General features: G+C 56.8%; 25 protein-coding genes. 11 read left to right on the top strand and 14 right to left on the bottom strand.

All coding sequences use genetic code 11. From position 1 onward, the window contains the following. Nucleotides 1-52: 52 nt before the first annotated feature. Nucleotides 53-1189 carry an alkane 1-monooxygenase gene (locus ACR3EJ_RS06220; RefSeq protein ID WP_170545274.1) on the bottom strand — a complete coding sequence of 379 codons (1137 nt, stop codon included), beginning with the start codon at nt 1187-1189 and terminating at the stop codon, nt 53-55. A gap of 59 nt (nt 1190-1248) precedes the next feature. Next, nucleotides 1249-2235, bottom strand: a complete 987-nt coding sequence (locus ACR3EJ_RS06225) for an A/G-specific adenine glycosylase (protein WP_480423322.1) — start codon at nt 2233-2235, stop codon at nt 1249-1251. A gap of 150 nt (nt 2236-2385) precedes the next feature. Between ACR3EJ_RS06225 and ACR3EJ_RS06230 the strand changes: the two genes are divergently transcribed. Together ACR3EJ_RS06230 and ACR3EJ_RS06235 are read left to right on the top strand one after the other, a co-directional pair. Further along, the gene (locus ACR3EJ_RS06230; protein WP_170545271.1) at nt 2386-2892 is read left to right on the top strand and encodes a DUF721 domain-containing protein; all 507 of its coding nucleotides are present in this window, start codon (nt 2386-2388) and stop codon (nt 2890-2892) included. Nucleotides 2893-2906: 14 nt separating this feature from the next. Beyond that, nucleotides 2907-3572 (top strand): DsbA family protein, encoded by a 666-nt coding sequence (locus tag ACR3EJ_RS06235; RefSeq protein ID WP_170545269.1) that lies wholly within the window; start codon nt 2907-2909, stop codon nt 3570-3572. A 38-nt stretch (nt 3573-3610) separates the two neighbouring features. On the opposite strand, the gene lpxK is transcribed toward ACR3EJ_RS06235, so the two are convergent. The 5 genes from lpxK to ACR3EJ_RS06260 all read right to left on the bottom strand — a co-directional run bounded on the left by lpxK (nt 3611) and on the right by ACR3EJ_RS06260 (nt 9610). Continuing rightward, complete coding sequence (gene lpxK, locus ACR3EJ_RS06240) at nt 3611-4609, bottom strand: tetraacyldisaccharide 4'-kinase (protein WP_170545267.1); 999 nt, start codon at nt 4607-4609, stop codon at nt 3611-3613. Then, a complete protein-coding gene (locus ACR3EJ_RS06245) occupies nt 4596-5831 on the bottom strand; it encodes a glycosyltransferase N-terminal domain-containing protein (protein ID WP_170545265.1) in 1236 nt (411 codons plus the stop codon). The genes lpxK and ACR3EJ_RS06245 overlap by 14 nt, the downstream gene beginning before the upstream one ends. Further along, nucleotides 5828-6628, bottom strand: a complete 801-nt coding sequence (locus ACR3EJ_RS06250; RefSeq protein WP_170545263.1) for a 3'(2'),5'-bisphosphate nucleotidase CysQ — start codon at nt 6626-6628, stop codon at nt 5828-5830. The genes ACR3EJ_RS06245 and ACR3EJ_RS06250 overlap by 4 nt, the downstream gene beginning before the upstream one ends. Next, on the bottom strand, nt 6615-7961 hold the full coding sequence (locus tag ACR3EJ_RS06255; protein WP_170545261.1) for a TldD/PmbA family protein: 1347 nt from the start codon (nt 7959-7961) through the stop codon (nt 6615-6617). Before ACR3EJ_RS06255 ends, ACR3EJ_RS06250 begins: the two co-directional genes overlap by 14 nt. A 125-nt stretch (nt 7962-8086) precedes the next feature. Continuing rightward, entirely contained in the window at nt 8087-9610 is a 1524-nt protein-coding gene (locus ACR3EJ_RS06260; protein WP_170545259.1) for a DUF2125 domain-containing protein, read from the bottom strand. Nucleotides 9611-9742: 132 nt separating this feature from the next. Between ACR3EJ_RS06260 and ACR3EJ_RS06265 the strand changes: the two genes are divergently transcribed. Genes ACR3EJ_RS06265 through ACR3EJ_RS06275 form a run of 3 tightly spaced genes read left to right on the top strand, consistent with a single transcriptional unit; the run spans nt 9743 to nt 11834 of the window. Next, entirely contained in the window at nt 9743-10492 is a 750-nt protein-coding gene (locus ACR3EJ_RS06265; protein WP_170476297.1) for an SDR family oxidoreductase, read from the top strand. Beyond that, nucleotides 10489-11097: an enoyl-CoA hydratase/isomerase family protein gene (locus ACR3EJ_RS06270; RefSeq protein WP_170545257.1), complete on the top strand. Its 609-nt coding sequence runs from the start codon at nt 10489-10491 to the stop codon at nt 11095-11097. Before ACR3EJ_RS06265 ends, ACR3EJ_RS06270 begins: the two co-directional genes overlap by 4 nt. Further along, nucleotides 11094-11834: a VOC family protein gene (locus ACR3EJ_RS06275; RefSeq protein ID WP_170545254.1), complete on the top strand. Its 741-nt coding sequence runs from the start codon at nt 11094-11096 to the stop codon at nt 11832-11834. The genes ACR3EJ_RS06270 and ACR3EJ_RS06275 overlap by 4 nt, the downstream gene beginning before the upstream one ends. Here the strand turns inward: ACR3EJ_RS06275 and ACR3EJ_RS06280 are convergent. Next, nucleotides 11831-12127 (bottom strand): HNH endonuclease, encoded by a 297-nt coding sequence (locus tag ACR3EJ_RS06280; protein WP_170545252.1) that lies wholly within the window; start codon nt 12125-12127, stop codon nt 11831-11833. The two genes, ACR3EJ_RS06275 and ACR3EJ_RS06280, sit on opposite strands and share 4 nt — an antisense overlap. Nucleotides 12128-12171: 44 nt before the next feature. Between ACR3EJ_RS06280 and ACR3EJ_RS06285 the strand changes: the two genes are divergently transcribed. Further along, nucleotides 12172-13350: a TIGR03862 family flavoprotein gene (locus ACR3EJ_RS06285; RefSeq protein ID WP_480422871.1), complete on the top strand. Its 1179-nt coding sequence runs from the start codon at nt 12172-12174 to the stop codon at nt 13348-13350. Between the two features lie 3 nt (nt 13351-13353). Here the strand turns inward: ACR3EJ_RS06285 and holA are convergent, their stop codons facing one another. The 4 genes from holA to ACR3EJ_RS06305 all read right to left on the bottom strand — a co-directional run bounded on the left by holA (nt 13354) and on the right by ACR3EJ_RS06305 (nt 17970). Further along, the gene (gene holA, locus ACR3EJ_RS06290; RefSeq protein WP_170476285.1) at nt 13354-14382 is read right to left on the bottom strand and encodes a DNA polymerase III subunit delta; all 1029 of its coding nucleotides are present in this window, start codon (nt 14380-14382) and stop codon (nt 13354-13356) included. Beyond that, nucleotides 14379-14870: an LPS assembly lipoprotein LptE gene (gene lptE, locus ACR3EJ_RS06295; RefSeq protein ID WP_170545248.1), complete on the bottom strand. Its 492-nt coding sequence runs from the start codon at nt 14868-14870 to the stop codon at nt 14379-14381. Before lptE ends, holA begins: the two co-directional genes overlap by 4 nt. Continuing rightward, nucleotides 14857-17409, bottom strand: coding sequence for a leucine--tRNA ligase (gene leuS / locus ACR3EJ_RS06300; RefSeq protein WP_170545245.1), 2553 nt, complete (start codon nt 17407-17409; stop codon nt 14857-14859). The genes lptE and leuS overlap by 14 nt, the downstream gene beginning before the upstream one ends. 72 nt (nt 17410-17481) lie before the next feature. Next, nucleotides 17482-17970 (bottom strand): DUF3576 domain-containing protein, encoded by a 489-nt coding sequence (locus ACR3EJ_RS06305; protein WP_010440798.1) that lies wholly within the window; start codon nt 17968-17970, stop codon nt 17482-17484. Nucleotides 17971-18252: 282 nt separating this feature from the next. Here ACR3EJ_RS06305 and ACR3EJ_RS06310 point away from each other — a divergent pair, with 282 nt between their 5' ends. Continuing rightward, complete coding sequence (locus ACR3EJ_RS06310) at nt 18253-19260, top strand: porin (protein WP_170545242.1); 1008 nt, start codon at nt 18253-18255, stop codon at nt 19258-19260. Between the two features lie 102 nt (nt 19261-19362). After that, a complete protein-coding gene (locus ACR3EJ_RS06315; protein ID WP_170545239.1) occupies nt 19363-20022 on the top strand; it encodes a YggS family pyridoxal phosphate-dependent enzyme in 660 nt (219 codons plus the stop codon). Here the strand turns inward: ACR3EJ_RS06315 and ACR3EJ_RS06320 are convergent. Both ACR3EJ_RS06320 and ribA read right to left on the bottom strand, forming a co-directional pair. Further along, on the bottom strand, nt 20006-20506 hold the full coding sequence (locus ACR3EJ_RS06320) for a L,D-transpeptidase family protein (RefSeq protein ID WP_170545236.1): 501 nt from the start codon (nt 20504-20506) through the stop codon (nt 20006-20008). The two genes, ACR3EJ_RS06315 and ACR3EJ_RS06320, sit on opposite strands and share 17 nt — an antisense overlap. Further along, a complete protein-coding gene (gene ribA / locus ACR3EJ_RS06325; protein WP_170545233.1) occupies nt 20503-21597 on the bottom strand; it encodes a GTP cyclohydrolase II in 1095 nt (364 codons plus the stop codon). Before ribA ends, ACR3EJ_RS06320 begins: the two co-directional genes overlap by 4 nt. A gap of 161 nt (nt 21598-21758) precedes the next feature. On the opposite strand from ribA, the gene ACR3EJ_RS06330 reads away from it, so the two are divergent. From ACR3EJ_RS06330 to ACR3EJ_RS06340, 3 genes are all read left to right on the top strand, one after another. Then, a complete protein-coding gene (locus tag ACR3EJ_RS06330) occupies nt 21759-22445 on the top strand; it encodes a response regulator transcription factor (RefSeq protein ID WP_008756096.1) in 687 nt (228 codons plus the stop codon). Between the two features lie 188 nt (nt 22446-22633). Then, complete coding sequence (locus tag ACR3EJ_RS06335) at nt 22634-23101, top strand: GNAT family N-acetyltransferase (RefSeq protein ID WP_260023276.1); 468 nt, start codon at nt 22634-22636, stop codon at nt 23099-23101. A 114-nt stretch (nt 23102-23215) separates the two neighbouring features. Continuing rightward, nucleotides 23216-24004: an exodeoxyribonuclease III gene (locus ACR3EJ_RS06340; protein WP_010440811.1), complete on the top strand. Its 789-nt coding sequence runs from the start codon at nt 23216-23218 to the stop codon at nt 24002-24004. The last annotated feature ends 79 nt before the right edge of the window (nt 24005-24083 follow it).

Genomic DNA, 24083 nt, shown 5'->3' on the forward strand with positions numbered 1-24083 from the left:
AAAGATGCGATCCTTCCTGTCGGGCCGGGCAGCACGCTGGCGCGTGCTGCGGTTAGGTGCGAGGCAGAGGGTTCTGCGCCTTGTTATAGGGCTGCCAGTCTGTGATCTCGGGATAGTACTGACGTCGCCACGCTCGGACCTTGGGGTTCATGATGCGTCGCCACAATGGTGGGATCATCGCAGCAATTGTCATGACCGGATACCCATATGGCAGTTGCGGGGCGGCGTCCTGAGAATGGTGTTGCAGCAAAGGGAACCTGCGGCTTGGTTTGTAATGGTGATCCGAATGGCGTTGCAGGTTGATAAGTAGCCAGTTCGACGCTTTATGCGACGCATTCCACGAGTGGCGCGGGTGGACGTGTTCGTACTTCCCGTCGCCAAGATATTTGCGCGTCAGGCCGTAATGTTCGACATAGTTGACCAATTCTAGCTGCCAGATCGCGGTACCTGCCTGCAGCAGGAACAAGCCTAGCCCGGCCCATCCTCCGAGCAGGTACGCCAGAAGCAGCATGGTCGATTGCAAGGCCCAATACCGCCAGAAGGGGTTCGTGGAAGCTGTCCAGGGGCGGTCTTTGCGGGCCAGTTTGTTCGCTTCGGCGTGAAACGCCGATTTTAGACTTTGGCGCAGGACGCGCGGATAGAAACGGTGGAAGCCTTCGTTGTAGCGTGCGGTCACAGGGTCGCGTGGGGTGCCAACATAGCGGTGGTGGACCAGCAGATGCTCGGACCGGAAATGGGAGTAAAGCACCATCGACAGCAGGATATCACCCAGCCATCGTTCCAGCTTGCCTTTCTGGTGCATCAACTCGTGGCTGTAATTGATTCCGATCGTGCCTGAAATAACGCCCATACCGAAGAATACGCCAATTTTTTCGATTGTGGTTAGACCAGTTGCGCGGGTCGTGTACCAGATCAGTCCGTAAAGCGTGAGGAACTGCACCGGAGCCCATGCTTTGGTCAGCCAAATATACCAGTCTAGCTCTTCATCTGGCGCATCCGGGTCGGCATTTTCCAAGTTAAGCCCCGTCAGTTGATCCAGCACAGCGAAGGTCCACCAAGTCGAAAGAGGCACAAGCAAGACCCACCAACTACCAGCAAGGGAAGTCATCCAAATGAGTGGGACCAGCAGGTATGAGACCCAAAATGGAACGGCAGATTGCCAGCGAGAGAGGGTGTCAGATGCAATCATCTTGGGGCTCCAAAACGTTGCCCGAACAGTAGACCGCTCTTTATGTTTTGCACAGCGGTCTATTGGCCGCGCCAGAGATCGAAACCCTTGCGCATAACGGTGGGTAAGTCGCTGGGTTTGAACTGGTGTTTGTCCATGATCACAAGATCGTCCGGAGTAAACCCATCGGGCAGTTTGGTCGTCCAGATACGCAGGATCAGGTGAAAATGGGTGAAAGTGTGCCGCACTTCGCCCGGTATTTCTTGCCAACGCGCCGGGAACGGAGGATTTTCTACAGGCGCATCGGACCAGTCCGAGCCGGGCCAGCCCAACATGCCGCCCAGCAGGCCTTTGTCGGGGCGGCGTTCCAACAGCAGAGCGCCATCACTGCGTTGGGCGATATAGATATGGCCCAGCCGTGTAGGTTTCGGTTTCTTGGGTGTTTTTTGCGGTAATTCTGTCTGCGTACCCGCAGCCCGCGCCAGACAGGGCGCATAGAGTGGACAAATCCCGCAGGCTGGAGATTTAGGAGTGCAGATCGTCGCGCCTAAATCCATAACCGCCTGAGCATGATCCCCGGGCCGCAGCAGTGGTGTCAGTGACGCGGCCTTTTCTTTCAACAGGGGTTTTGAACCAGGCAGGGGATCGTGAATGTCATATAACCGCGCCATGACTCGTTCGACGTTGCCGTCCAAAACAGTCTCGGATTGATCAAATGCGATCGCTGCAATAGCAGCAGCGGTGTAGGGCCCAATTCCCGGCAGTTTCAGTAATGCGTCGTATCTCTCGGGGAATCTACCATCATATTCAGCAGCGACAACGCGCGCGCATTTCAATAAGTTGCGCGCGCGGGCGTAATAGCCAAGGCCAGCCCACTCGCCCATGACCTGGTCGTCTTGGGCCTGTGCCAAGGCTTTGACAGTGGGCCAACGGGTGGTGAATCTGATGAAATAGTCGCGCACAGCGGCTACGGTGGTCTGCTGTAGCATAACTTCGGAAAGCCAGACCCGATAGGGATCAGGCATGACACCGGCGGCGCGATCCACCGGGCCAATGCGCCACGGCATTTCCCGCGCGTGGCGGTCGTACCAGTCCAACAGCGTCTTGCTCAGGTCGATTTCGGTGCAGTCACGCAAGTTTTATGTAACTCCCTGTCGGGTTTCACTGGCGCACAGGTCGCAGCTTATTACAATAGCCGCGCAAGAGTTGGAAACCAGATGCAACGCAGACGTTCTTCGACCCGCGGGTTCAAGCGCACCGCCACTTTGCTGAATGACCGGATCAGGCAGGCCGGGGAAAGCCGGGGTTTTGCCGTCTCGCGCCTTTTGACCCATTGGGCCGAGATTGTGGGCCAGGACATCGCGTCGATCGCCCGGCCGGTGAATGTAGGATACGCCAAGGGCGGATTTGGGGCGACGCTGACGGTGCTGACAACCGGGCCGCAGGCTCCAATGCTGGAGATGCAGAAAGAGCAGCTCCGTAACAAGGTGAATGCCGTCTATGGTTACAACGCGATCAATCGGGTACGTATCACCCAGACCGCGCCGACCGGATTTGCCGAGGGGCAGGCGAGTTTCGATCACAAACCGAAACAGACAAAACCTGTTGTTTCACCAGAAGTTGCAGCTGAGGCCGACAATGTGTCGCGCGCAGTTCATGATGAAGATTTGCGTGCAGCCCTTGAACGTTTGGGCCGCAACGTTTTATCCAGACAGAAACGCTAAGAAAGGGCTGAGGAATGAGCCGGATTGCAACCGTAATATGTGCGGCTGTCGCCGTAGCCGCTGGCGGCTATTGGCTGACAACGTCGAGTAATACGATCCCTTCGAACCCGCTTGTCGGTACCGCCGAGGCGCAAGAGGCGGATCTGGACACGTCAACCATCGTTGAGATGGTGCAGGGGGCGGAAGACGCGCCAGTCGAGATCATCGAATATGCGTCATACACTTGTCCGCACTGCGCGAACTTTCATCAGGGCGCGTATAAGCAGCTCAAGAAGGACTTCATCGACACGGGCAAAGTCAAGTTCACCTACCGCGAGGTGTATTTCGACCGCTATGGCCTTTGGGCATCGATGGTGGCGCGGTGTGCGGGTCCCGAGAAGTTTTTTGGCATTACCGATCTGCTGTATGAAGGTCAGTCCGAATGGACTCGCGCCGGAGGTCCTGCCGAAATCGTTGACGAGCTGCGCAAGATTGGTCTTCTAGCAGGTATCGACAATGATCAGCTTGAAGCCTGCTTGCAGGACGGCACCCGCGCGCAGACGTTGGTAGCCTGGTATCAAGAGAACGCTGAAAGTGATGGAATTCAGGCGACACCCTCTTTCATCGTGAATGGCAAGAAGGTTGATAACCAGTCTTATGACGACTTCAAGAAGTTGATCGAAGACGAGCTGGGCAGCTAATCCCTGTTGGGCCAGCCTGTATCGGGCTGGCCATTCGTTCAGGGTGAGGGCGCGACTTTGGTTAACATCGCTTTGACCATTTCATCCTGATTGATGTGTAGCCGGACCGGAAGTGTCAGGACCTTACTTCGGAACGCCGCAGGTAAGCGCACGGCGTCCTTCTCGGTTGTAACCAATTGGGCGCTCAACGCTTTAGAGTCCTTCTCCAAGCGGCTCATAAGGGCGGTTGTCAGCGGCTGGTGATCGTCCAAAGCTTCGGCGCGCAGCAGTTTTGCGCCTTGTTGCCGCAGAGTTTCAAAAAACTTCTCGGGGTATCCTATGCCCGCAAATGCCAGAACAGAAGTATCGCTCCAGTCCATCCCGGTTTGCAGCGGTCGCATCTCACCCGTGGCGTGGGGCACCGAAAGGGCGTGGCTCCATCTTTCAGCGAAAATCGATTGCGCGTCGGAATCGCCAAGGGACAATACAAGATCAGCTCGCTTCAACCCCGCTTCCACAGGTTCTCGCAAGGGTCCGGCAGGAAGGCACAGCCCGTTGCCAAATCCCCGCGCGGCATCCACCACGATGATCGAAAAGTCTTTGTTGACAGAGCGATTTTGAAATCCGTCATCCAGTACAATTGCGGTCGCGCCCGCAGCTGCGGCAGCCTGTGCTCCGGCGGCACGATCCTTGGCAACCCAGACTTCGGCGAATGCGGCCAACAAAAGGGGTTCGTCGCCCACCTGCGCCGCGGTGTGTTTCCGTGGGTCAACCTGCACTGGGCCTTCAAGAGATCCACCATGTCCGCGGGTGACAACATGAGGCTGGTGCCAGATGCTCCTAAGACAATCCAGTACCCATATTACGGTTGGCGTTTTGCCGGTGCCGCCCGCGTTCAGGTTGCCGACGCAGATTACCGGTACTCCGGGAGAGAGGCTCTGCCCGCTCGCCACGCGGCGGGCTGTCGCGGACGCGTAGATGCGGCCGAGTGGTGCAAGTAATCTGGCCCGCAAGTCCAACTGATCGGGGGCCGAATTCCAGAAATCAGGGGCGCGCATGGTGGGCCCTCCGCCGGTCCAGCGTGTCTTGCACCATATCGATCAGTTGATCCGCCTGTGGCGCGCCTTCGGTTACAATCTGCCAACCGGCCAATGCCATGTCTGCGGTACGGTCCGGAGCCAGCAACTCGACTACGCCATCGCCCAACTCAGTCGCCGATTTTATGGTTATGGCGGCGTTGGCTTGGTTCAACCTATCATAAAGGACCTGGTAATTGCCGACATGCGGGCCATTAATCACCGCCGATCCCAACGCGACTGCAATTAACGGGTCTTGACCACCTGCGTTGCGTTCCAACGAACTGCCCATGAATGTCACGGCTGAAACACGATGCCAAAGGCCCAGATCTTCGGGTTCTGATGTCACGATGACTTGCGTTGTATCCTCAATGGCATGACCTTCGTCCCAATTAGCGCATCGCAAGTCCATCGCCTCTAAACGTTTGTACAATGGCGCGGCCTCGGATGCATCGGCCACGTGCAGAACCATAGCAAGACGCGGTAACAATCGTAGTGCCTGGCGATGTGCACTGAGTACCGAAATAAACTCCTTGGCCTGAACCCATGCGGCCAGCCAAACTGGCCGACCGGCCAGAATGTGGTTGGTCTCGATCAATTCATCCTCGGGCCAGGGGGTTGGGTTGGGGCTGACATGAAGAGGAGGCTCGACCGAAATTTTTGCCGAGTTGACCCCCAACCTCCGGATTTGGCGTGCTGTTTCATCATTTGTGGTGAGGATGGTCGTAAAGCAATCCAGCGTATAACGGGTAATATCCGGGAGCCAACGCCCACCTCGTGCCGTCTTCACTTCAACCAATGCCTCAAGCAGTACGAGCGGGATTGACCGTTCCTGCGCACGGGTAATGATGTTTGGCATTAATCCACCGCCGAACCAAAGTCCCATATCGGGGCGCCAATGGTCCAGGAAAGCTCGTGCGGCACCGGTGTGTTCGGCCGGGAGCTTTAGAATTTGGCAGCTGCACTCTTCCCATTCTCCGATATCGGCGTCGGGAGGCGCTGTTAGAAGCAGCGACAAACCCGGTCGCGCGGACATCAAGCGGCGACAGAAATCATCAACGGCGCGCAGCCGGTATGGTGTGCTGACATGCACCCATAAAACTTCTCCCTCGGGACGCGCTATACCTGCAAAACTGGTGTTCTTGGGAACACCCCAAGAAAGGACCCGATAGGCCGCCAGGCTGAGAGATCGTGGTTTACTCATGCTGAGATGCCGATCCCGCGTGGGTCCAATCTGGAACGAAGATTTTCATGTACCTCTGAGCCCGCCGCTACAACGCCATTCAGGCGAGGGTGAGCATTATTGAACCGTAATGGATGCCCTAACCGATCTGTACAGCGTCCGCCCGCCTCACGCAGGATAAGATCACCGGCGGCGATATCCCATTCCCAGCTGGGGCGCAGGGTCAGCATTCCGTCGAACCGTCCTTGTGCAACCAATGCCATCCGATAAGCGAGTGACGGCCGGTACACTCGGCGAAAGTCCGGGACAGCCTCAGACAGCCAATGGCGCGGATCAAGATTAGGTTTTGCGGCCAGAATCTCGGCGTCGGACAGCTGCACCCGCCCAGAAACGTATATGGGTCTGCCATTCAGCGTTGCGCCTTGCCCTTTTGCGGCGGCATAAAGCAGATCGCGCATTGGCAGATAAATGACCGCTGCCGTTACCTCCGCCTGCTCAGACACGGCCAGCGAATGCGCCCAGGTGCGTGATCCTTCGGCAAAACTGCGGGTGCCATCGATGGGGTCAATGACAAAGACCCGATTACGGGTCAGGCGATCAGGTGAATCCTCGGTTTCTTCGCTGAGCCAGCCGTAGTCCGGGCGGGCAGCCTGCAGTTCACGCTCGAGCATTGCATTGACGGCCAGATCAGCTTCGGTAACCGGTCCTGCGCCTTTGGGTTTGTCCCAGCGCTGGGCGTCAGGGCCCGAATAGCGCGTGGCGATCTTTCCCGCCTCGAGCGCGGCGTCGATCAGCAGGGACAGGTCAGTTGCCGGCAAGGGTCATCCCTTCAATCAGCAGCGAGGGCACAACGCGCGACAGGTAAGCCCGCGCATCGTTGGCAGGAATGATGCGCATCAACATGTCGCGCAGATTCCCCGCGATGGTGCATTCGTTGACAGGGTGCGTGATCTCACCGTTTTCGACCCAAAAACCCGATGCACCGCGGGAATAGTCGCCGGTATTGGGGTTGATGGTCGAGCCAATCATCGACGTAACCAACAGCCCTGTCCCCATATCGCGCAATAAGTCAGCACGTGTTTTGTCGCCCGGCGTCAGACTAAGGTTCCAGTTGCTGGGTGAGGGTGGCCCGGATACGCCGCGCGCGGCGTTCCCGGTAGAACTCATTTCTAGTTTGCGCGCGCTGGACAAATCCAGTGTCCACCCAGTCAGCACGCCATCCTCAACGATAGCCCGCCGGTGTGTTGCCAGGCCTTCGGCGTCAAATGGGCGCGAGCCGGAGATGCGCGGGCGATGCGGGTCTTCGATCAGCGACAGGTGTGACGGCAGAACTTGCTGCCCTAGGCTTTCCTTCAGCCAAGAGGCTCCGCGTGCAATAGCGGCGCCATTGCTGGCCGCCAGCAGATGGCCGATCAGGGACGAAGAAATACGCTCGTCGAAGACGACAGGGAAACTGCCGGTCTGCGGTTTGCGCGCACCGACGATCTGAACCGCGCGCTCACCTGCTGTTCGGCCAATCTCGGCCGGGCTGCGCAGATCTGACTGAAAGGTACGGCTGTCACCGTCATAGTCACGTTCCATCCCCGTGCCCTCGCCGGATATGGCAACGCATGAGGTTGAACGGCTGCTGCGCATGTAGCCACCCGAAAAGCCGTTTGTCGCGGCGAGATGGACCCGGTGAGTGCCATAAGCCGACGCCGCGTCAGAAACCTGCGATACGCCCGCAACTTCCAACGCCGCTGCTTCGGTAGCCAACGCGTCCTGCATCAGAGCTTCGGCGCTGGGTTCAGGGGCCGTGTCAAAAAGTTCCAGTGCATCCATGTCCCAGTCGGTGATCAACTGGTCGGGTTCAGCCAAACCGGTAAACGGATCCTCCGGGGCTTCCTGGGCCATGGCAACTGCCCTTTCGGCCATCGCTTTGAGGGTCTCGGGACGGCTGTCTGAACTGGAAACGATCGCCTGACGCTTGCCCAGAAAAACCCGCAGCCCCAGATCGGTTGCTTCCGAGCGTTCGGCATGTTCCAACGCACCACCACGCACCTCGACAGAAACGGATGATCCATCAATAACAATGGCATCGGCCGCCTCGGCGCCAGCCCTGCGGGCTGCGTCCAGCAGTTCGTCGCTGATGTTCTGAGGTGTTCGGGTCATGAGGCCTCCGGTCTGGTTATACTGGACCTAGCCTCGGATCGTTCGTCCCGCAAGGCCTGCAGCACAATAGCGTAATGTGCCTCAGGCGGGAAAGGCCACGATTGCGGCCTTTCCCCATATGTTGATCACTTGATACGCTGACCGTTGGCCAGAATCTGTCCGTCCTCGGTGAACTCAATATTCGAATTCAACGTGTCGGGTTCTTCGCCTGGAACAGCCATCAGACCCATCATCATACGGGCACCCAGCGCGTCGTTTTCCGAGACAAAGCCCATGCCGATCAGCTTGTCGAGCAGAGCATTGGCCCCGACAAGTTTCAGATTGGCGACGCCCGACGGGGCGGGTAGACCATCAAACTCTTCGGTGTTGGAATTGTCGAACGTGAAGTCTCCATTCCCGGTCAACTCTGCCCCGACCAGCGACACAAGCAGTTCGTTGATCTTCAGTGAATGCAACTCGCCCGGAACCACATCAGATGTCTCAAGCTCTTCCACTGCTTCTGGGTCCATGAAATCAACCAGAACCTTGGCGGTGCCGGTCGTATCCAACGCAATGGTTGCCGGATCACGGGGCAGCGCGCCTGCAGGGTCAAACATGCTCCACAAAATGTCGGACATGGTGAAATCGGTCAGGTTCATGCCAAACCCGAAGGGCTGGATCTCTTCCGACGCCTGAACGGGGAACTCAAATTTCAGCCCGGCATTGGCCATTGCCATTTCGATTGGGAACGGCAGGTCGGCCGTTGTGACCGCCAGCTTCGTGCCGTTCTGCGCAAGATCGTAAACAAGTCTCTGGGCATCGATGCTGCCGGTAAATCTGCCACCTTCGGAACTGCTGCCCAGCGAGAACGGTTCGCCCTCGGATGTACCCGCCATTTCGGTGCTACCCGAGGCATAGGTAAAGGTCCCTGACGCGGCAAACCCTGCCTTATAGATGTCTTCAATACTTGCGACATCCATGCCGGGTGGGATGATTGTATCACCGTCAAATTTCAGGTCATCAAGCTTGCCGCTGATCCGGCCCGTATCTTCGCTATCAGGCTCGTTAAAGGCGACGTCATAGGACAGACTGCCAGCGGTAAGTTGCTGCTCTATATTGCGCTTCTCGTTGATTTCCATCCGGGACGCGCCAGCAATATCGTTCATCTGGACATTCAGGGCCAACATGTCATCTGGCGCAGTCTCACCGTCGAATTCCATCGAGTCCAGCGTCAGAGACAGGCTGTTCGCCGTATAGTCGTAAGTCATATTTTCGGGAGTACCCGAGACGACCATTTCCAGAGCGTCATGAGAATAGACCAGATCGGCCGAGAAGGTCTCCCCCTCAGCTTCACCCGAAATTGTCATTGGAAAGCTGGCAGGGAACCCGATATTGACAGTGCCGTCGCCATTCTCGGTCAGCGTCATCTCGGGGACGACCATATCAAATGTGCCTTCGGTATCCGGAATCGCCATCGCCATCGTCATGTTCGAGATGGTTGTGACGCTGCCCGATACGCTTTGCTCACCGGTTACGTCATAGCCCATGCCGCCCAGATAGGCCTGCCAGTCGGACCAGACATCATCGGCTGTTACATCTGCAAATGCGCCGTTTGTGGCAACGGCATATGCCAAAGCTGCACCGCAGCTGCGGCGAAGGAAAACAGTCATAAGAGAACCCTTCTTGATCAATTTGACGGCATCGTCGTGCCTGTAGCGATCAGCGTCAAGGGGGAAGGGGTGGACCAATTCCCCATTTGCGGGTTACGAGTTAAGACAATTTCAAATGCAGGGATTTAAGCGATGCATATGCAAGGGAAAACTGTACTGATCACTGGGGCTAGTCGAGGCATCGGCGCAGAAGCCGGGCGCGTTTTTGCCGCAGCCGGGGCCAATGTGGCTTTGGTCGCGCGCAGCCGTGATCAGATCGAAGCGCTGGCTGCGGCGCTGGGTGAAAATGTGATCGCATTGGCTTGCGATGTCAGCGATTTTGCGCAGGTAGAACAGACAGTTGCCGACTGCATTGATCGGTTTGGTGCACTGGACGTGCTGATCGGGAACGCGGGTGTGATCGATCCGATTTTTCATCTGTCGAACGCGGATACACAGGCTTGGAGCCATGCGATCGATATCAATCTAAAAGGTATCTTCTATGGAATGCGCGCGGCTTTGCCCATCATGCGGGCGTCAGGCGGGGGCACGGTTTTGACCGTCTCGTCCGGCGCGGCGTCTAATCCGGTGGAAGCCTGGAGCCACTATTGCGCCTCCAAAGCTGGTGCCAAGATGTTAACGGAATGCGTGCATTTGGAAGAGGCGCATCATGGCATCCGCGCCATGGGCTTGTCGCCGGGGACCGTGGCCACTGATATGCAGCGGGTGATCAAGGCCAGTGGTATCAATCCGGTCAGCCAACTGGATTGGGACGATCATATCCCGGCAGATTGGCCTGCGCGAGCGTTGATGTGGATGTGTTCGGCGGATGCGGATGAGTTTTTGGGGACCGAGATATCGCTGCGCAATGAAGAAATTCGCAAACGAGTTGGTCTGACGTGATTGATCTGACCCAAGAAGACGGGTTGTGGACGGTCACGTTGAACAACCCGGAAAAGGCCAATGCACTGACTTCAGCGATGCTGGGTGAATTGGTCCACATCGCAGAGACCGCAACTGAGGCCCGCGCGTTGATCTTGACCGGCGTAGGCCGGGTTTTTAGCGCAGGTGCAGATCTCGAGGAAGCGCGGGCGGGACTTGCAACCTCAGATCTGTGGGAACGACTTTCGGGTGCGATTGCTGCGTTGCCCTGCCTGACGGTGGCGGCGCTCAATGGCACGCTGGCGGGTGGGGCCAACGGTATGGTTCTGGCCTGTGATCTGCGTATCGCAGTTCCGTCAGCCAAGTTTTTCTATCCAGTCATGAAGCTGGGTTTTTTGCCGCAACCCTCTGATCCGAAACGGATGGCCGCTTTGATTGGCCCATCCAGAACTAAAATGATCTTGATGGCCGGGCAAAAGATCTCGGCCGAAGAAGCGTACAACTTTGGGTTGGTTGATCGGGTTGTCGAGGCCGATCTACTGATGCCCACCGCGCGGGAGTTGGTAGCAGACAGTCTGTCTGCTGACCCAGCGATTGCAGCTGGTATCGCCGGATTGTGCCCATGAGGATGGCTGCACTGCGCTTGCGAGTGGCAGATCCGGATGGGTTGGCTGCGTTCTATCGTGATGCGCTTGGTATGTCGGTTCAGGCCGAAGGTGCCAATCGCCGCGTGGGATACCCCGACCAAGATGCTGATCTTTTGCTGATGCCGGGTGGCGGCGGCTATCACCACGACCGTGGTCAGCGCTATTGGAAGATCGGGATCACGCTGCCGAATGTTGATCTTGCGGCAGATATACTGCGCCAGAAGGGTATCGCGGTCAGCGCGCCGGGACAGTTTTTGGACATTGGCTACATGTGCCATCTGAGTGATCCCGAGGGGTTTGTCATCGAGCTGCTGCAGCATGATTTCGAGGGTAACCGACCCGACGAAGCCGCCGGCCCGGACACCCCATTTGCCGAGGCCCACATTGGTCAGATCACCTTGCGGACTGGTGACATCGCCGCTGAAGATGCGTTTTGCCGATCTCAGGGAATGACTTTGCTATCTATGCAAGATGTCGAACCTTACGGCTTTGATCTGCATTTCTATGCGTTTACAGCCGACGCGCCTCCTAACCCCGATCTCTGGGCGGTCGAGAATCGCGAATGGCTGTGGAAGCGCCGCTACACGACGTTGGAGTTCCAACATATCCCAAGTGCCCGGTTTACGCCGGTGCCGGATTATCTTGGGATCGAGGTCGAAGGTTTGGCAGACCCGCGAGAGGATGCATTCGGTGATCCATGGCTCCCGGGTAGTTAACGACCGCGCCGTTTACCGGGCACCTTTGACCGAAAACCCGGTGGGCGTTTACGCACCCAATCCAGAAACTTTTTCAGCCTTGGGTGCGTGCGCAGCGAATCGACCGTGTTGTAGTCGCGCGCCAATTCGGCCTCGGTGAGTGTAGCATGTACTTCTTTGTGGCAGATCTGATGCAATAAAACGGTTGGCCCGCCCTTGCCTCCTTTGAGCTTTGGGATCAGATGGTGCAGGCTACCACCCCCTTCAGGGATCGGGCGGTTACAGAGCGGGCAGATCGGATCAGAATTTGCCATGACCTAACTTTGCGCCGAAGCGTGCATTGGGCAAGAGGAACACAATGGAGCAAACCGTTGTCATAGGAGCAGGACCAGCGGGATTGATTGCTGCCGAGCAACTTGCTGCTGCGGGGCATAAGGTTCTTGTGGCCGAAGCGAAACCTTCGGTGGCGCGCAAATTTTTGATGGCAGGAAAGTCCGGGCTGAACCTGACGAAAGACGAATCCTTTGAGACTCTTATTTCCGCATATGGGGAAGCTGCGAACTGGCTGCACCCGATGATCCAAGCGTTTGACGCGCAGGCGGTCATGTTTTGGGCCGGTGGTCTGGGGCAAGAACTTTTTACAGGTTCAACCGGCCGGGTATTTCCCAAAGTGATGAAGGCATCGCCCTTATTGCGGGCGTGGTTGACCCGACTTGATCGGGCTGGTGTCGAGATCAAAACCCGATGGCGCTGGAAAGGTTGGCAAAATGGCGCTTTGGTGTTTGAAACGCCCATTGGGGCACAGTTTTGCACCCCAGACGCGACTATATTAGCGCTCGGTGGCGCCAGTTGGGCGCGGCTTGGATCGGATGGGGCATGGGCACCTTGGCTTGTAGAACAAGGTGTCAGCGTGGCCCCGTTCGCACCCGCAAATGCGGCTCTTTCAGTCGATTGGAGCCCGTATATGCAGCCTCATTTTGGTGCAGCCCTAAAGTCGGTGAGATGGTGGGCAGGTCAATTTCAAAGCCGAGGTGAGGCGACGATTTCTGCAAAGGGTTTGGAAGGTGGGGGCCTGTATTCTCTGACGCCGGCACTTCGGAATGGCTTGCCGCTTTTTGTGGATCTGGTTCCGGATGTTTCGAAAGATGCGCTGCATGAGCGATTGAGTGCGAAGAAACCCAAGGCGACTCTGTCGCATTGGCTGAAGAATGGTTTGCGCCTGTCTTCGCAGAAGGTCGCTTTGTTTCATGAAATGACCAAACGCAGCGAATTGGCATCTTCGCATTGGGTTGAGACCCTGAAGTACTTGCCTTTACAACATTCTGGCCTGCGCCCGATGGATGAAGCGATCTCGACTGCAGGTGGTATTGAGCGTCATTCGGTGAATGAAGGCCTAATGCTGACCGCCTTGCCTGGCGTCTTCTGTGCAGGCGAGATGCTGGATTGGGAAGCGCCAACTGGCGGTTATCTTCTGACCGGCTGTCTGGCGACGGGTCGATGGGCTGGGCAGTCGGCTGTTGAATGGTTGAACCGATAGGCTTCAGCCGGATCTGGCCAGCATTGCCAAGCGGATCATGGCCCTCTCCACCAGCGCCATTGCTGGTGCGGTTTGGCCAGCCGAGCGCAAGGACAGATCAGTATCGGTCAGAACCGTTAATGCGGTCTGCAATTTCTGTGCCCCCCAACCCTGGGCTTGCCGTAAGATCCGATCGCGCCGTTTGCCATAGACCGGAGGGCGCAATTTGCCGATTCCCTGTGCCGCCCCGCCTGGATCTGACGCACAGGCATAAAGAGTCCGGAAATGTCGCGTGGCACCGATACACAAGGTTACCGCATTGGTGCCCTGCGCCTGCAACCGCCGGATCAATGGCCCGATCTCTTGTGCACGGCCTTCGGCGACAACGTTCAACACATCATCCAGCGCGGCCTCAGTCGACCTTGGCGCGCATGCCTCGATATCTTCTATGATCAGTTCGCTTGTGTCGCCGCGCTTGTAAAGTGACAGTTTCTCTACAGTTTGCGTGAAATCGCCGGGGCTAAGCGCCATGGCGAGCTCGCTGAGGGCCGACATCGAATCACGCGGAATATTCTGTAATCCGGCTTGCGCTAGAATTCGTTCCACCTCGGCCCGAGAGGGTGGATCATCATAGATACCAACGGCGTACGCTGCCGGGTTCGCCTCAAACGCTTTGCGGATTTTTGAGCTGGGTTTGAGCTGACCAGCGGTTACAACGATTTGAGCGTCGCCATGATCCCAGTCTTCCAAAGCGGCGAGAATCGCGGGCGCTGCCATATCTGTCGTGTCTTCGACAAATACCGCGCGTGGTCCGGGAAAAAACCCGACCGCCTTTACTGCGTCCAGCAACAAGGCCGGGTCGCTGCGCAGCTCGCTTCCAGGGATTCGGGTCAGGCGCATTTCTTCTTCCGCGCCGGGTCCAAGCAGGGCGGCCAGTACCTGTTGGCGTTTCAGGGCAACCCGCATGGCGTCCGCGCCGTAGATCAGCAGACCCGCTTTGCCCTCATCCGGCTTGGCAAAATATCCCTCAGCCTCGCGCGGGCTCAGCTTCATGCGGACAGGCCCGGTGTGGCATATAGACGATTTACGATCTGATCGGCCAGGATCACCATCAATCTCTCGGTCGCGTCGCGTTCATCAGCCAATGTTGAGACGGTCGAGCCAGCGGCAGAATAACCGACGAAATCTGTGACCCGTCCAGAGGCAAGGACCTGCCCGGTCGCGTCGGACTTCAACTCGTATCTGGCATTGCCATCAATCGTGTAGCGATTGGTTTCATTTGCCGTCGTGATTGAGGCTCGGCGGGTGACCGTCGAAACCACGACATCTAGTTTGTATTCATTGCCGGAGGTCGCGCTTCGGCCCAATTTACGCTCAAGATTCTGTACCAGCAGAAAACTTTCGACCGTATTCGGTGCTGATACCTCGACCTTGCCATCCAGAGCCGAGCCTGATCCACCGGGTGCATAGACCGGCTCGAACCCGCAAGCGGCAAGCGCTAGCGGCATCAACAGCAAGGTTCTGCGATCAAACGACGACATTTACGATTCGGCCCGGAACAACGATCACTTTTTTCGGAGCAGCGCCATCCAGCGCCTTTTGCACAGCTTCGGTGCTGAGCGCGATTTTTTCAACCTCTGCCTTGTCCATGTCTTTCGGAACGCTGATTTCTGCACGGCGCTTGCCGTTGATCTGAATGGGCAGGGTGATGGTGTCATCAACCAGCATCGCCTCATCGGCCACAGGCCACGGTGCTGTTGCGACCAAACCTTCGCCGTCCAGCATCTGCCAAAGCTCTTCTGACAGGTGAGGGGTCATGGGTGACATAAGCTGTGCCAGCGTTTTTGCGGCCTCGCGCTTGGCTGCGGTGCCCGCCTTTGATTTCGCCAGCGTGTTGGTGAAGGCATAAAGCTTGGCGATCGAGGCGTTGAAGCCGAAGGATTCGACGCCGCCTGACACATCGTGAATGGCTTTGTGCATCTCGCGCAGTAGCGCTTCGTCCTCGGCATTGGCGGCCACGTCCGACCCGACGATTTCCGATGCGATCCGGTGCACCCGGCTCAGGTGCTTGAACGCGGCTTCAGCGCCGGACGCGGTCCATTCCACGTCGCGTTCGGGTGGCGAATCGGACAGCACGAACCAGCGCGCGGTATCGGCACCGAAGGCCGAGATGATGCTTACCGGATCAACCACGTTTTTCTTGGATTTCGACATCTTGGCCGAGGGGATGATCTCGACCTCGGTGCCGTCGGCCAATTTGCCGTCGGTCACATCCTCGGGCAGGTGGTAGACCGGTCGGCCCTTGGTATCGCGCGTCTGGTAGATCTCGTGCGTGACCATGCCTTGCGTGAACAGCGCATTGAAGGGCTCGATGGCTTTTTTCGGCAGGTGGCCAGTGATGTTCATCGCCCGCGCGAAGAAACGGGAATAGAGCAGGTGCAGAATCGCGTGTTCGATCCCACCGATATACTGGTCGACGTTCATCCAATACTCGGCTTCGGCAAGATCGGTAGGCGATTCCGCGCGCGGCGCAGTGAAACGGGCGAAATACCACGACGAATCGACGAACGTGTCCATTGTGTCGGTTTCACGCTTGGCCGGTGCGTCGCAGGACGGGCAAGGGGTGTCACGCCAGTTAGGGTGACGGTCCAGCGGGTTGCCAGGGATCGAAAAGTCGATTGGTTCGCCGTTGCCACCGTCATAGGGCAGCTGAATCGGCAGATTCTCTTTCTTCTCGGGCACGGTGCCGCATTTGTCGCAATGGACAACGGGAATCGGGCAACCCCAATACCGCTGACGGCTCAGACCCCAGTCGCGCAGGCGGTACTTAGTGACGCCTTCACCCCATCCTGCTTTTTCGGCGAAATCGACCGTCGCGTTAATCGCCTCATCACCGGTCGCCTCGGTCAGACCGGCAAAATGTTTCACCCAGCGGACCTTTTCGGTCTTAGGCGGCACAAAGGCGATTTTGTCGACCGGTGTGTCACTGTCCAGTGCGAAGAACGTGTCGATCACCGGCAGGTCGTATTTGCGGCAGAAATCCAGATCGCGCTGGTCATGGGCGGGGCAGGCGAAGATCGCGCCGGTGCCATAGTCCATGAGGATGAAGTTGGCGATCCAAACCGGCAGCTCCCAGTTAGGGTCCAAAGGGTGCTTGACGCGGATGCCGGTATTGTAACCCAGCTTTTCGGCCGTTTCGATGGCTTCTTCGGTGGTGCCGCCCTTGCGGCATTCGGCAACAAATTCAGCAACTTCTGGGTTTTCGATCTCAAGCTGCTTGGCGATCGGGTGATCAGGCGAGATGCCTACAAAAGATGCCCCCAGCAGCGTGTCGGGACGAGTCGTATAGACGGTGATAGGCTCTTCGCCATCGGTTCGTTCGAACCCAAACTGAAGGCCGCGCGACTTGCCTATCCAGTTTTCTTGCATCAGGCGCACCTTGGCGGGCCAGTTATCCAGCGTGTCCAGCGCGTCGAGTAGCTCCTCGGAATAATCCGAGATCTTGAAGAACCACTGAGTCAGTTCCCGACGCTCCACTAATGCACCTGAACGCCAGCCACGGCCGTTTTCTACTTGTTCATTGGCCAAAACGGTCATGTCGACCGGGTCCCAGTTCACTACGGCGTTCTTGCGGTAGACAAGACCGGCCTCAAGCATATCTAGGAACAGCGCTTGCTGTTGGCCGTAGTATTCCGGATCACAGGTGGCAAATTCACGGGACCAATCGATCGACAGGCCCAGCGGTTTCATCTGTCCGCGCATGTCGGCGATGTTGCCGTAGGTCCAGTCTTTAGGGTGGCCGCCGATTGCCATCGCGGCATTTTCGGCTGGCATTCCGAAGGCATCCCAGCCCATCGGATGTAGCACGTTATGTCCGGTCGCCAGTTTATGCCGCGCGATCACGTCGCCCATCGTATAGTTGCGCACATGCCCCATATGAATGCGGCCCGACGGGTAGGGGAACATCTCAAGCACGTAATACTTCGGCTTGTCCGCCTTGTGGTTGGCGGTGAAGATTCCGGCCTTGTCCCAGGCCTCTTGCCATTTTGCTTCGATTTCGTTGGCCGAGTAGCGCGACATGGTGCGGTCCTTCGTGAATGAAAACGCCGGGCATGAACCCGGCGTTGTATTATTGTGATTTCTTGCGGGTTGCTAGAACTTGTTGTCAGCAATCCGTAGCTGACGGGCCCGGGATAGGATTGCATCCTCAACCGCGCGAGAGGTTGCCGCACTGACCGGGGAACCGCCACTGGTCTGAAGCGCAACAGAAAGTGAGCGCGCCTCGAGCGCTGGATCACTAATATGTACCGTTGCGCGATACGACCGCCCGCCGCCGGGCGGCCTTCCGTAACCGGTAACGATCACACCTGTAAACGGATCAACCTCTTCAATAGGCAGGAAATTCAGCACATCCAGTGACGCGGCCCAAAGATAGCGGTTTACCTGCGTGACCTGCTCGGATGTGTCCGGGCCGAAGATGTCCCATATCGTTGTACGATTCGGATCATTCAGCTCACGCTCTTCTGACGAGCTGCCATCAACGGTCAAAACGCTGGCGTCTCCTGGCGGCAGTCGCCCGCGACTACAGGCAGAGACAGTCGCCGTCACCATGATCAAACCCAGAATCGTTATCAGGCGCATCGTTGGAAGGTCCTGTTTTACTTGTTTTGTACTGTTTGAATGTCACTCCTAGACAAGGAGTGGTGCTGCAACAAGCCTATTCTTTACATATGGGCGTGAGTTGCCCGCAGGACCTGGCGGAAAATCGACTGTGGCATCCTTGCACCAATTCGATCTGAATGACGGCAGAGCGTTTATGCCAAGCTTGCGCAACCGGGGTAAAAAAAGCGAAACGATGTCCGTGCTGAGACGCGTGCTTTGCATGTGTCGAGTAGAAATATCTTTGAAACCGAGGGAAACAAGATGAAAAAAGTTCTCTTCGCATCGACCGCTCTGATCGCAACCGCAAGTGTTGCAGCGGCCGACGTTAAATTCAGCGGTTATGGCCGCTTTGGTATTGGTTACCTGGAAGACCGTACCGGCACCGTTGATTCGATTGATGGCGGCACCGCTTCTGGCGTTGACACCGACAACACAATCCTGATCTCGCGTTTCCGTCTGAACATCGACGGCACCGCAGAAACCGACGGTGGTGTTGAGTTCTCGGCTCGTGTTCGTCTGCAAGCTGACGAAAACGCCGGCAACGGCGAAGCAGGCACAGCTCAGCTGAGCGGCGCGCGCTTCTCGGCAATCTACGGTGGTCTGCGTGTTGACGCGGGCAACGTATCGGGTGCCTTCGACAACCTGGCAAACTACTACGGTAACGAGCCTGGCCTGGAATTCTTCATCGGTCAGTATGCCGCTGTTGACTACAGCTTCCTGGCATTCTCGTCGACCGGTGCAGGTTCGAACGCTGTGTTCTTCCAGTACGCAGTTGGCGACTTCGCCTTCGGTGCGTCGTATGACCAAGCCACTTTTGCTGAAACTGCAACTGCCGGTGCAGACACCGACAGCGGCGACCGCTGGGATATCAGTGCAACTTACACCTTCGGCAACGTCACAGCCGCTCTGGCCTATGGTCAGACCGACCGTCCGTTCGGTGGTGAGAAAGACACTCTGACTGTACTGACCCTGGGTGCTGACTTCGGCGACTTCAACGGTACCCTGTTTGTAGCTGACGATGACGTTGCAGCAGATAACTTGAACGGCACCGCGTATGGTTTCTCGCTGGCCTACAACTTTGGCGCGGCAACCACTCTGACCGCTGCTTACGGTGACGGTAGCGCAGACGACGACACCCAGCAGTACGGCATCGGCTTCATCCATGACCTGGGTGGCGGTGTGTCGCTGAAAGGTGGTCTGGGCAACACCAAAGCTGGTGACGGCGACAGCCGCGTTCGCGCAGACTTCGGTGTCAACTTCAACTTCTAAGTTGATTTGAACCGCAAGGTTTAAGGGCAGGTCTTCGGACCTGCCCTTTTCTTTTTCGGCTACATGGTGTTTTGCTGCAGCAAACGCAGAATGAGAGGCCCCATGTCGCTGCAAGATATCACCGACCGTATCGCAAAAGCGGAATCCGCATCCGGGCGCGCCACTGGGTCTGTAAAGTTGATCGCGGTTTCCAAGGTTCAACCCAACGATCGGGTCGAAGCCGTTTTGCAACAGGGCCATCGGTGTTTTGGAGAGAACCGGGTTCAGGAGGCAGCGGGCAAATGGCCCGCGTTCCGGGAAAGTTATCCAGATGTCGATTTGCATTTGATCGGACCGCTGCAGACCAACAAGGCACGGCAGGCGATCGAGCTTTGCGATGCGATCCATTCGGTCGACCGGCCTAAGCTTGCGAAAACACTGGCGAGATTGGCGCAAGAGACGGGCAAGTGCCCGGATCTGTTCATTCAGGTCAATACGGGAGAAGAGGATCAGAAGGCAGGCGTACTTCCACTTGATGCGGATACCTTTATCGCTGAATGCCGGGGCCTTGACTTGCCCATTCGTGGATTGATGTGCATACCACCGGTCGAAGAAGAACCCGCGCTGCACTTCGCGCTTTTGGCAAAAATAGCCGAAAGGAACGGGTTGGACGGGTTATCGATGGGGATGAGCAGCGATTTCGAATCCGCAATTGCCTTGGGCGCGACTCACGTTCGCGTCGGATCAGCCATCTTTGGTGCGCGCGTTAAGCCTGAGGAATGATCAGCCGATTACCCGGTGCAATCTGCCGCGCGATCCATCGTAGATGGTCGCGCCGGAAGGCGATGCAGCCTTCTGTGGGATAGCGCGGTCGTCGCCACTGATGCAGGAATATGGCCGAACCTTGACCGGGTATCGAGTCAGGGTAATTCCAGTCGGTTATAAGTATCAGATCGTACAACGGATCGGGACGACGCAGTTTTTCGTGGCTGTAGCCGTGAGGCGCATGAACCAGATGATTATAGGCGGTGTCTTCTACGTCGTCTGACCAAAAATCGTTTGTTCCGATAGGGCGCGCCCAAGAAGCGGGCCGCGACATTCGGTCAGCGCGGTAGAGCATCCCGACAATATGATGTGCGCCCACAGGTGTAGCCCCATCACCTTCCCGTTTGGTTCGACTCAAAGATCCCCTGCCTATCGCACAGGGGAACATGCGCCCCAGAAACCGTATGCCCCGAGGTGTTAGAACCAGATCGCGTGGTGTCACAGTAAATGACCCGATTTCGCCGCTTTGGTTGCAAGATATGATCGGTTGAAATCGGTTTCGCCCACCTTCAGCGGAACGCGTTCAGTGACGGCGATTCCGGTTCGCTCCATCATCGCGATCTTAGCGGGGTTGTTGGTTAGCAGACGCACCGAACTGAACCCCAGAGACTTCAGGATGTCAGACCCCAGTCGAAAATCCCGCTCGTCATCTTCGAAACCCAATCGATGATTGGCTTCGACCGTATCAAAGCCCTGATCTTGTAAGAAATAGGCGCGCATCTTGTTGGCGAGTCCAATGCCGCGGCCCTCCTGATTCAGATAGAGCAGTACCCCCGCACCTTCGGCGCCCATCTGAGTTAGAGCTCCGCGCAATTGCGGACCGCAGTCGCATTTCAGGCTGCCCATAAGATCACCGGTAAAACAGGCTGAATGCAGCCGAGCGAGGACGGGTTTGTCTCGGTCCGGGCGTCCGATCTCAACGGCGTAATGTTCCTCTCCGCCGTCTTCGGGGCGGAATACGTGCAGGCGACCAGCCTCTGAAACTTCCATCGGAAGGCGCGCGGCGACGACAGGATGCAACGCGCTTCGATCGGTTAGATGTGGTGCCGCGCGTGCATGATCGATACGGGTAAGCCCATGCGTTGTTGCAAACTCATGGCTCTCATCGATGGGAACAACCACAGTCGCGGGTAGAAGTTGGGCCGATTTGGCCAACGCAATCGCGATCCGGTGCAAATTTGCGCTGCCCTGCCGCTGGGTCATCAACGGCCCTTTCATGGGCGCGTTCAGATCGTCCGAGGGGTCTGCGACCGCCTGGACCCAGCTTAGCTCGGCATCCGCCGGGATCATGACCCGGGCCAGATCGCCGTCATACGCGCGCGCTTTTAGTGTTTCGGCGCGCCGCATTGTAATGGCCACAACCGGTTCTCCACCAAGGGTACGCAAGTCTGCCAGTCTCTGTGGGCTCAGCGTTTCCGTGGCGAACGCAAGAACACCGAATCCCAGTTCATCCGTTAGAACGACAGGAACGCCCATTCGCAGGTCGGCCCGCGCCCGCGCCAGCAGTTCAGTTATGTTGGGGACGAGACTCATGTATGTTACCCTATAACGATTTGTCTTTCTCCTACCCTGATCAATGGGAAATGTGAAACAATTCCTATGCGACAGACACGAGGCCGTGAGGCGACTGCAGTATATCTTGCTGATTGCATTCTCCGTACGCAAGTGATGGAAAAGGCTTAGGAGGACCGGACATGGCTCAGCTCAAGAAAATCCTGCTGGTGGATGATGACGAAGATTTGCGCGAAGCGCTCAGCGAGCAACTCGTGATGACTGAAGATTTTGATGTGTTCGAAGCATCAGATGGTCAGTCCGCAATGGAGCGTGCACGCGAAGCGATTTACGATCTGGTTATTCTAGATGTCGGCCTGCCCGATACCGATGGCCGCGAGCTGTGCCGCCTGATGCGCAAGCAAGGTGTCAAAAGCCCTGTACTGATGCTGACCGGGCACGACAGTGATGCCGATACGATCCTTGGCCTGGATGCAGGTGCAAATGACTATGTCAGCAAGCCTTTCAAATTCCCGGTTCTTTTGGCACGCATTCGGGCCCAACTGCGTCAACACGAACAATCCGAGGATGCAGTATTTGTTCTTGGCCCCTATACCTTCAAGCCAGCGATGAAGATGCTGATGACCGAAGATGATCGCAAGATCCGTCTGACTGAGAAAGAGACGAACATTCTCAAGTTTCTCTATCGGTCGACCGATGGCGTTGTCGCGCGCGATGTCCTGCTGCACGAAGTGTGGGGTTATAACGCCGGTGTTACGACGCACACATTGGAAACACACATCTACCGTCTTCGTCAGAAGATCGAACCCGACCCGTCAAATGCGCGCCTTTTGGTCACAGAATCGGGCGGATATCGCCTTGTTGCTTGACTAATGGTGGATTGACTTGGATCAAAGTGATACCCTGTAGGTATCTTTAGATTACTCCCAACCCGCGCATGTCCGGGTTATGACATGCACCTCCCTGTTGGACTGCCGGGCCCCATGGCCCGGCTTTTTTTTACGCTCAGCCAATTGATCGCCTGAATTCTACTATGTTGTCACGATCAGAGATTGAGATGAAACTGACCTTTACACGCCTACCCGAGGTTGATCCGCAAGATATTCTTTCGCACATGTCTGATCCTCGCTTGGCTGAACATTTGCCTCTGTTAACAAGCGGATGGGACAACGCAGCCGTCGTCCAATTTGTTCAGGTCAAGGAAGAGTACTGGGTGCGTGACGGGCTTGGGCATTGGGCAATATTGCAGGGCGATACATACATAGGTTGGGGTGGGTTCCAAAAAGAAGGCGACGAGTGGGACTATGGTTTGGTTCTGAGGCCTGAATATTTTGGATTAGGCTCGCGGATCACGCGACAGGCAATTGAATTTGCTATTGCGGACCCGCGCATCCCGTTCGTGACGTTTTTACTGCCTCTATCGCGTCGAAAACTGGGGGCTTTGGCGCGGTTGGGTGCGCATTATGTCGGTGAGATTGAGTATGAGGGTGCGAAGTTCAAAAAGTATCGTATTAAAACAGGCTGAAAGCCCGATACATGCTGTTTCGCGCAATGGGATCTGATTTGTCGGTCTTTTCCCATGGCGCCGCTCACGGTCGCGCGCTAACCTGCGCAAATCGAGACAAAGGAACTTTCCGATATGCCCTTTACCCTTGCCACATGGAACATCAACTCGGTCCGCCTGCGTGAGCCTATCGTGCTGAAATTGCTGCAGGAAGAGGCGCCAGATGTGCTGTGTTTGCAGGAATGCAAGTCGCCGGTCGACAAGATCCCGACCGAGGGCTTTGCCGAGCTTGGCTACACGCATATGATCGCGCGGGGGCAGAAGGGCTATAACGGTGTCGCCATCCTGTCCCGGCTGCCGCTCGAGGAAGTGGGGGACAAAGATTTCGCGGGATTGGGTCATGCACGCCATATCGCGGGTCGGCTGGAAAATGGTGTGACCATCCACAATTTCTATGTTCCTGCCGGAGGTGATGTCCCGGATCGCAAGATGAATGAGAAGTTTGGTCAGAAACTGGACTACCTGACCGATATGCGGGACTGGTTCCATGCCGAGAAGCCGGAAAAGTCCATACTGGTTGGCGATTTAAATATTGCCCCGCGCGAAGATGATGTTTGGTCGCACAAACAACTGCTCAAGGTGGTTTCGCATACGCCGATCGAAGTTGAAGCGCTGGCCGAGACGCAGGATGCGGGTGGCTGGGTCGATATTACCCGGCAGGATATCCCCGAAGGGCAGCTTTATAGCTGGTGGTCCTACCGGGCGCGGGATTGGGACGCGGCAGATAAGGGGCGCAGGCTGGATCATGTCTGGGCCACGCCTGATATCTCGAACGCTGGCCATTCCAGCCGAGTTTTGCGCGATGCGCGTGGATGGGAGAAACCAAGCGATCATGCACCGGTTTTTGCGACATTCGACGTCTGATTGATGTAAAAACGCTCGACTCAGCCCTTGGTTTCTGAACTGCGGGGCTGCATATAGAGCGCAAATACGAACCTGAGAG

This window comes from Ruegeria sp. AB11, from assembly GCF_056536325.1.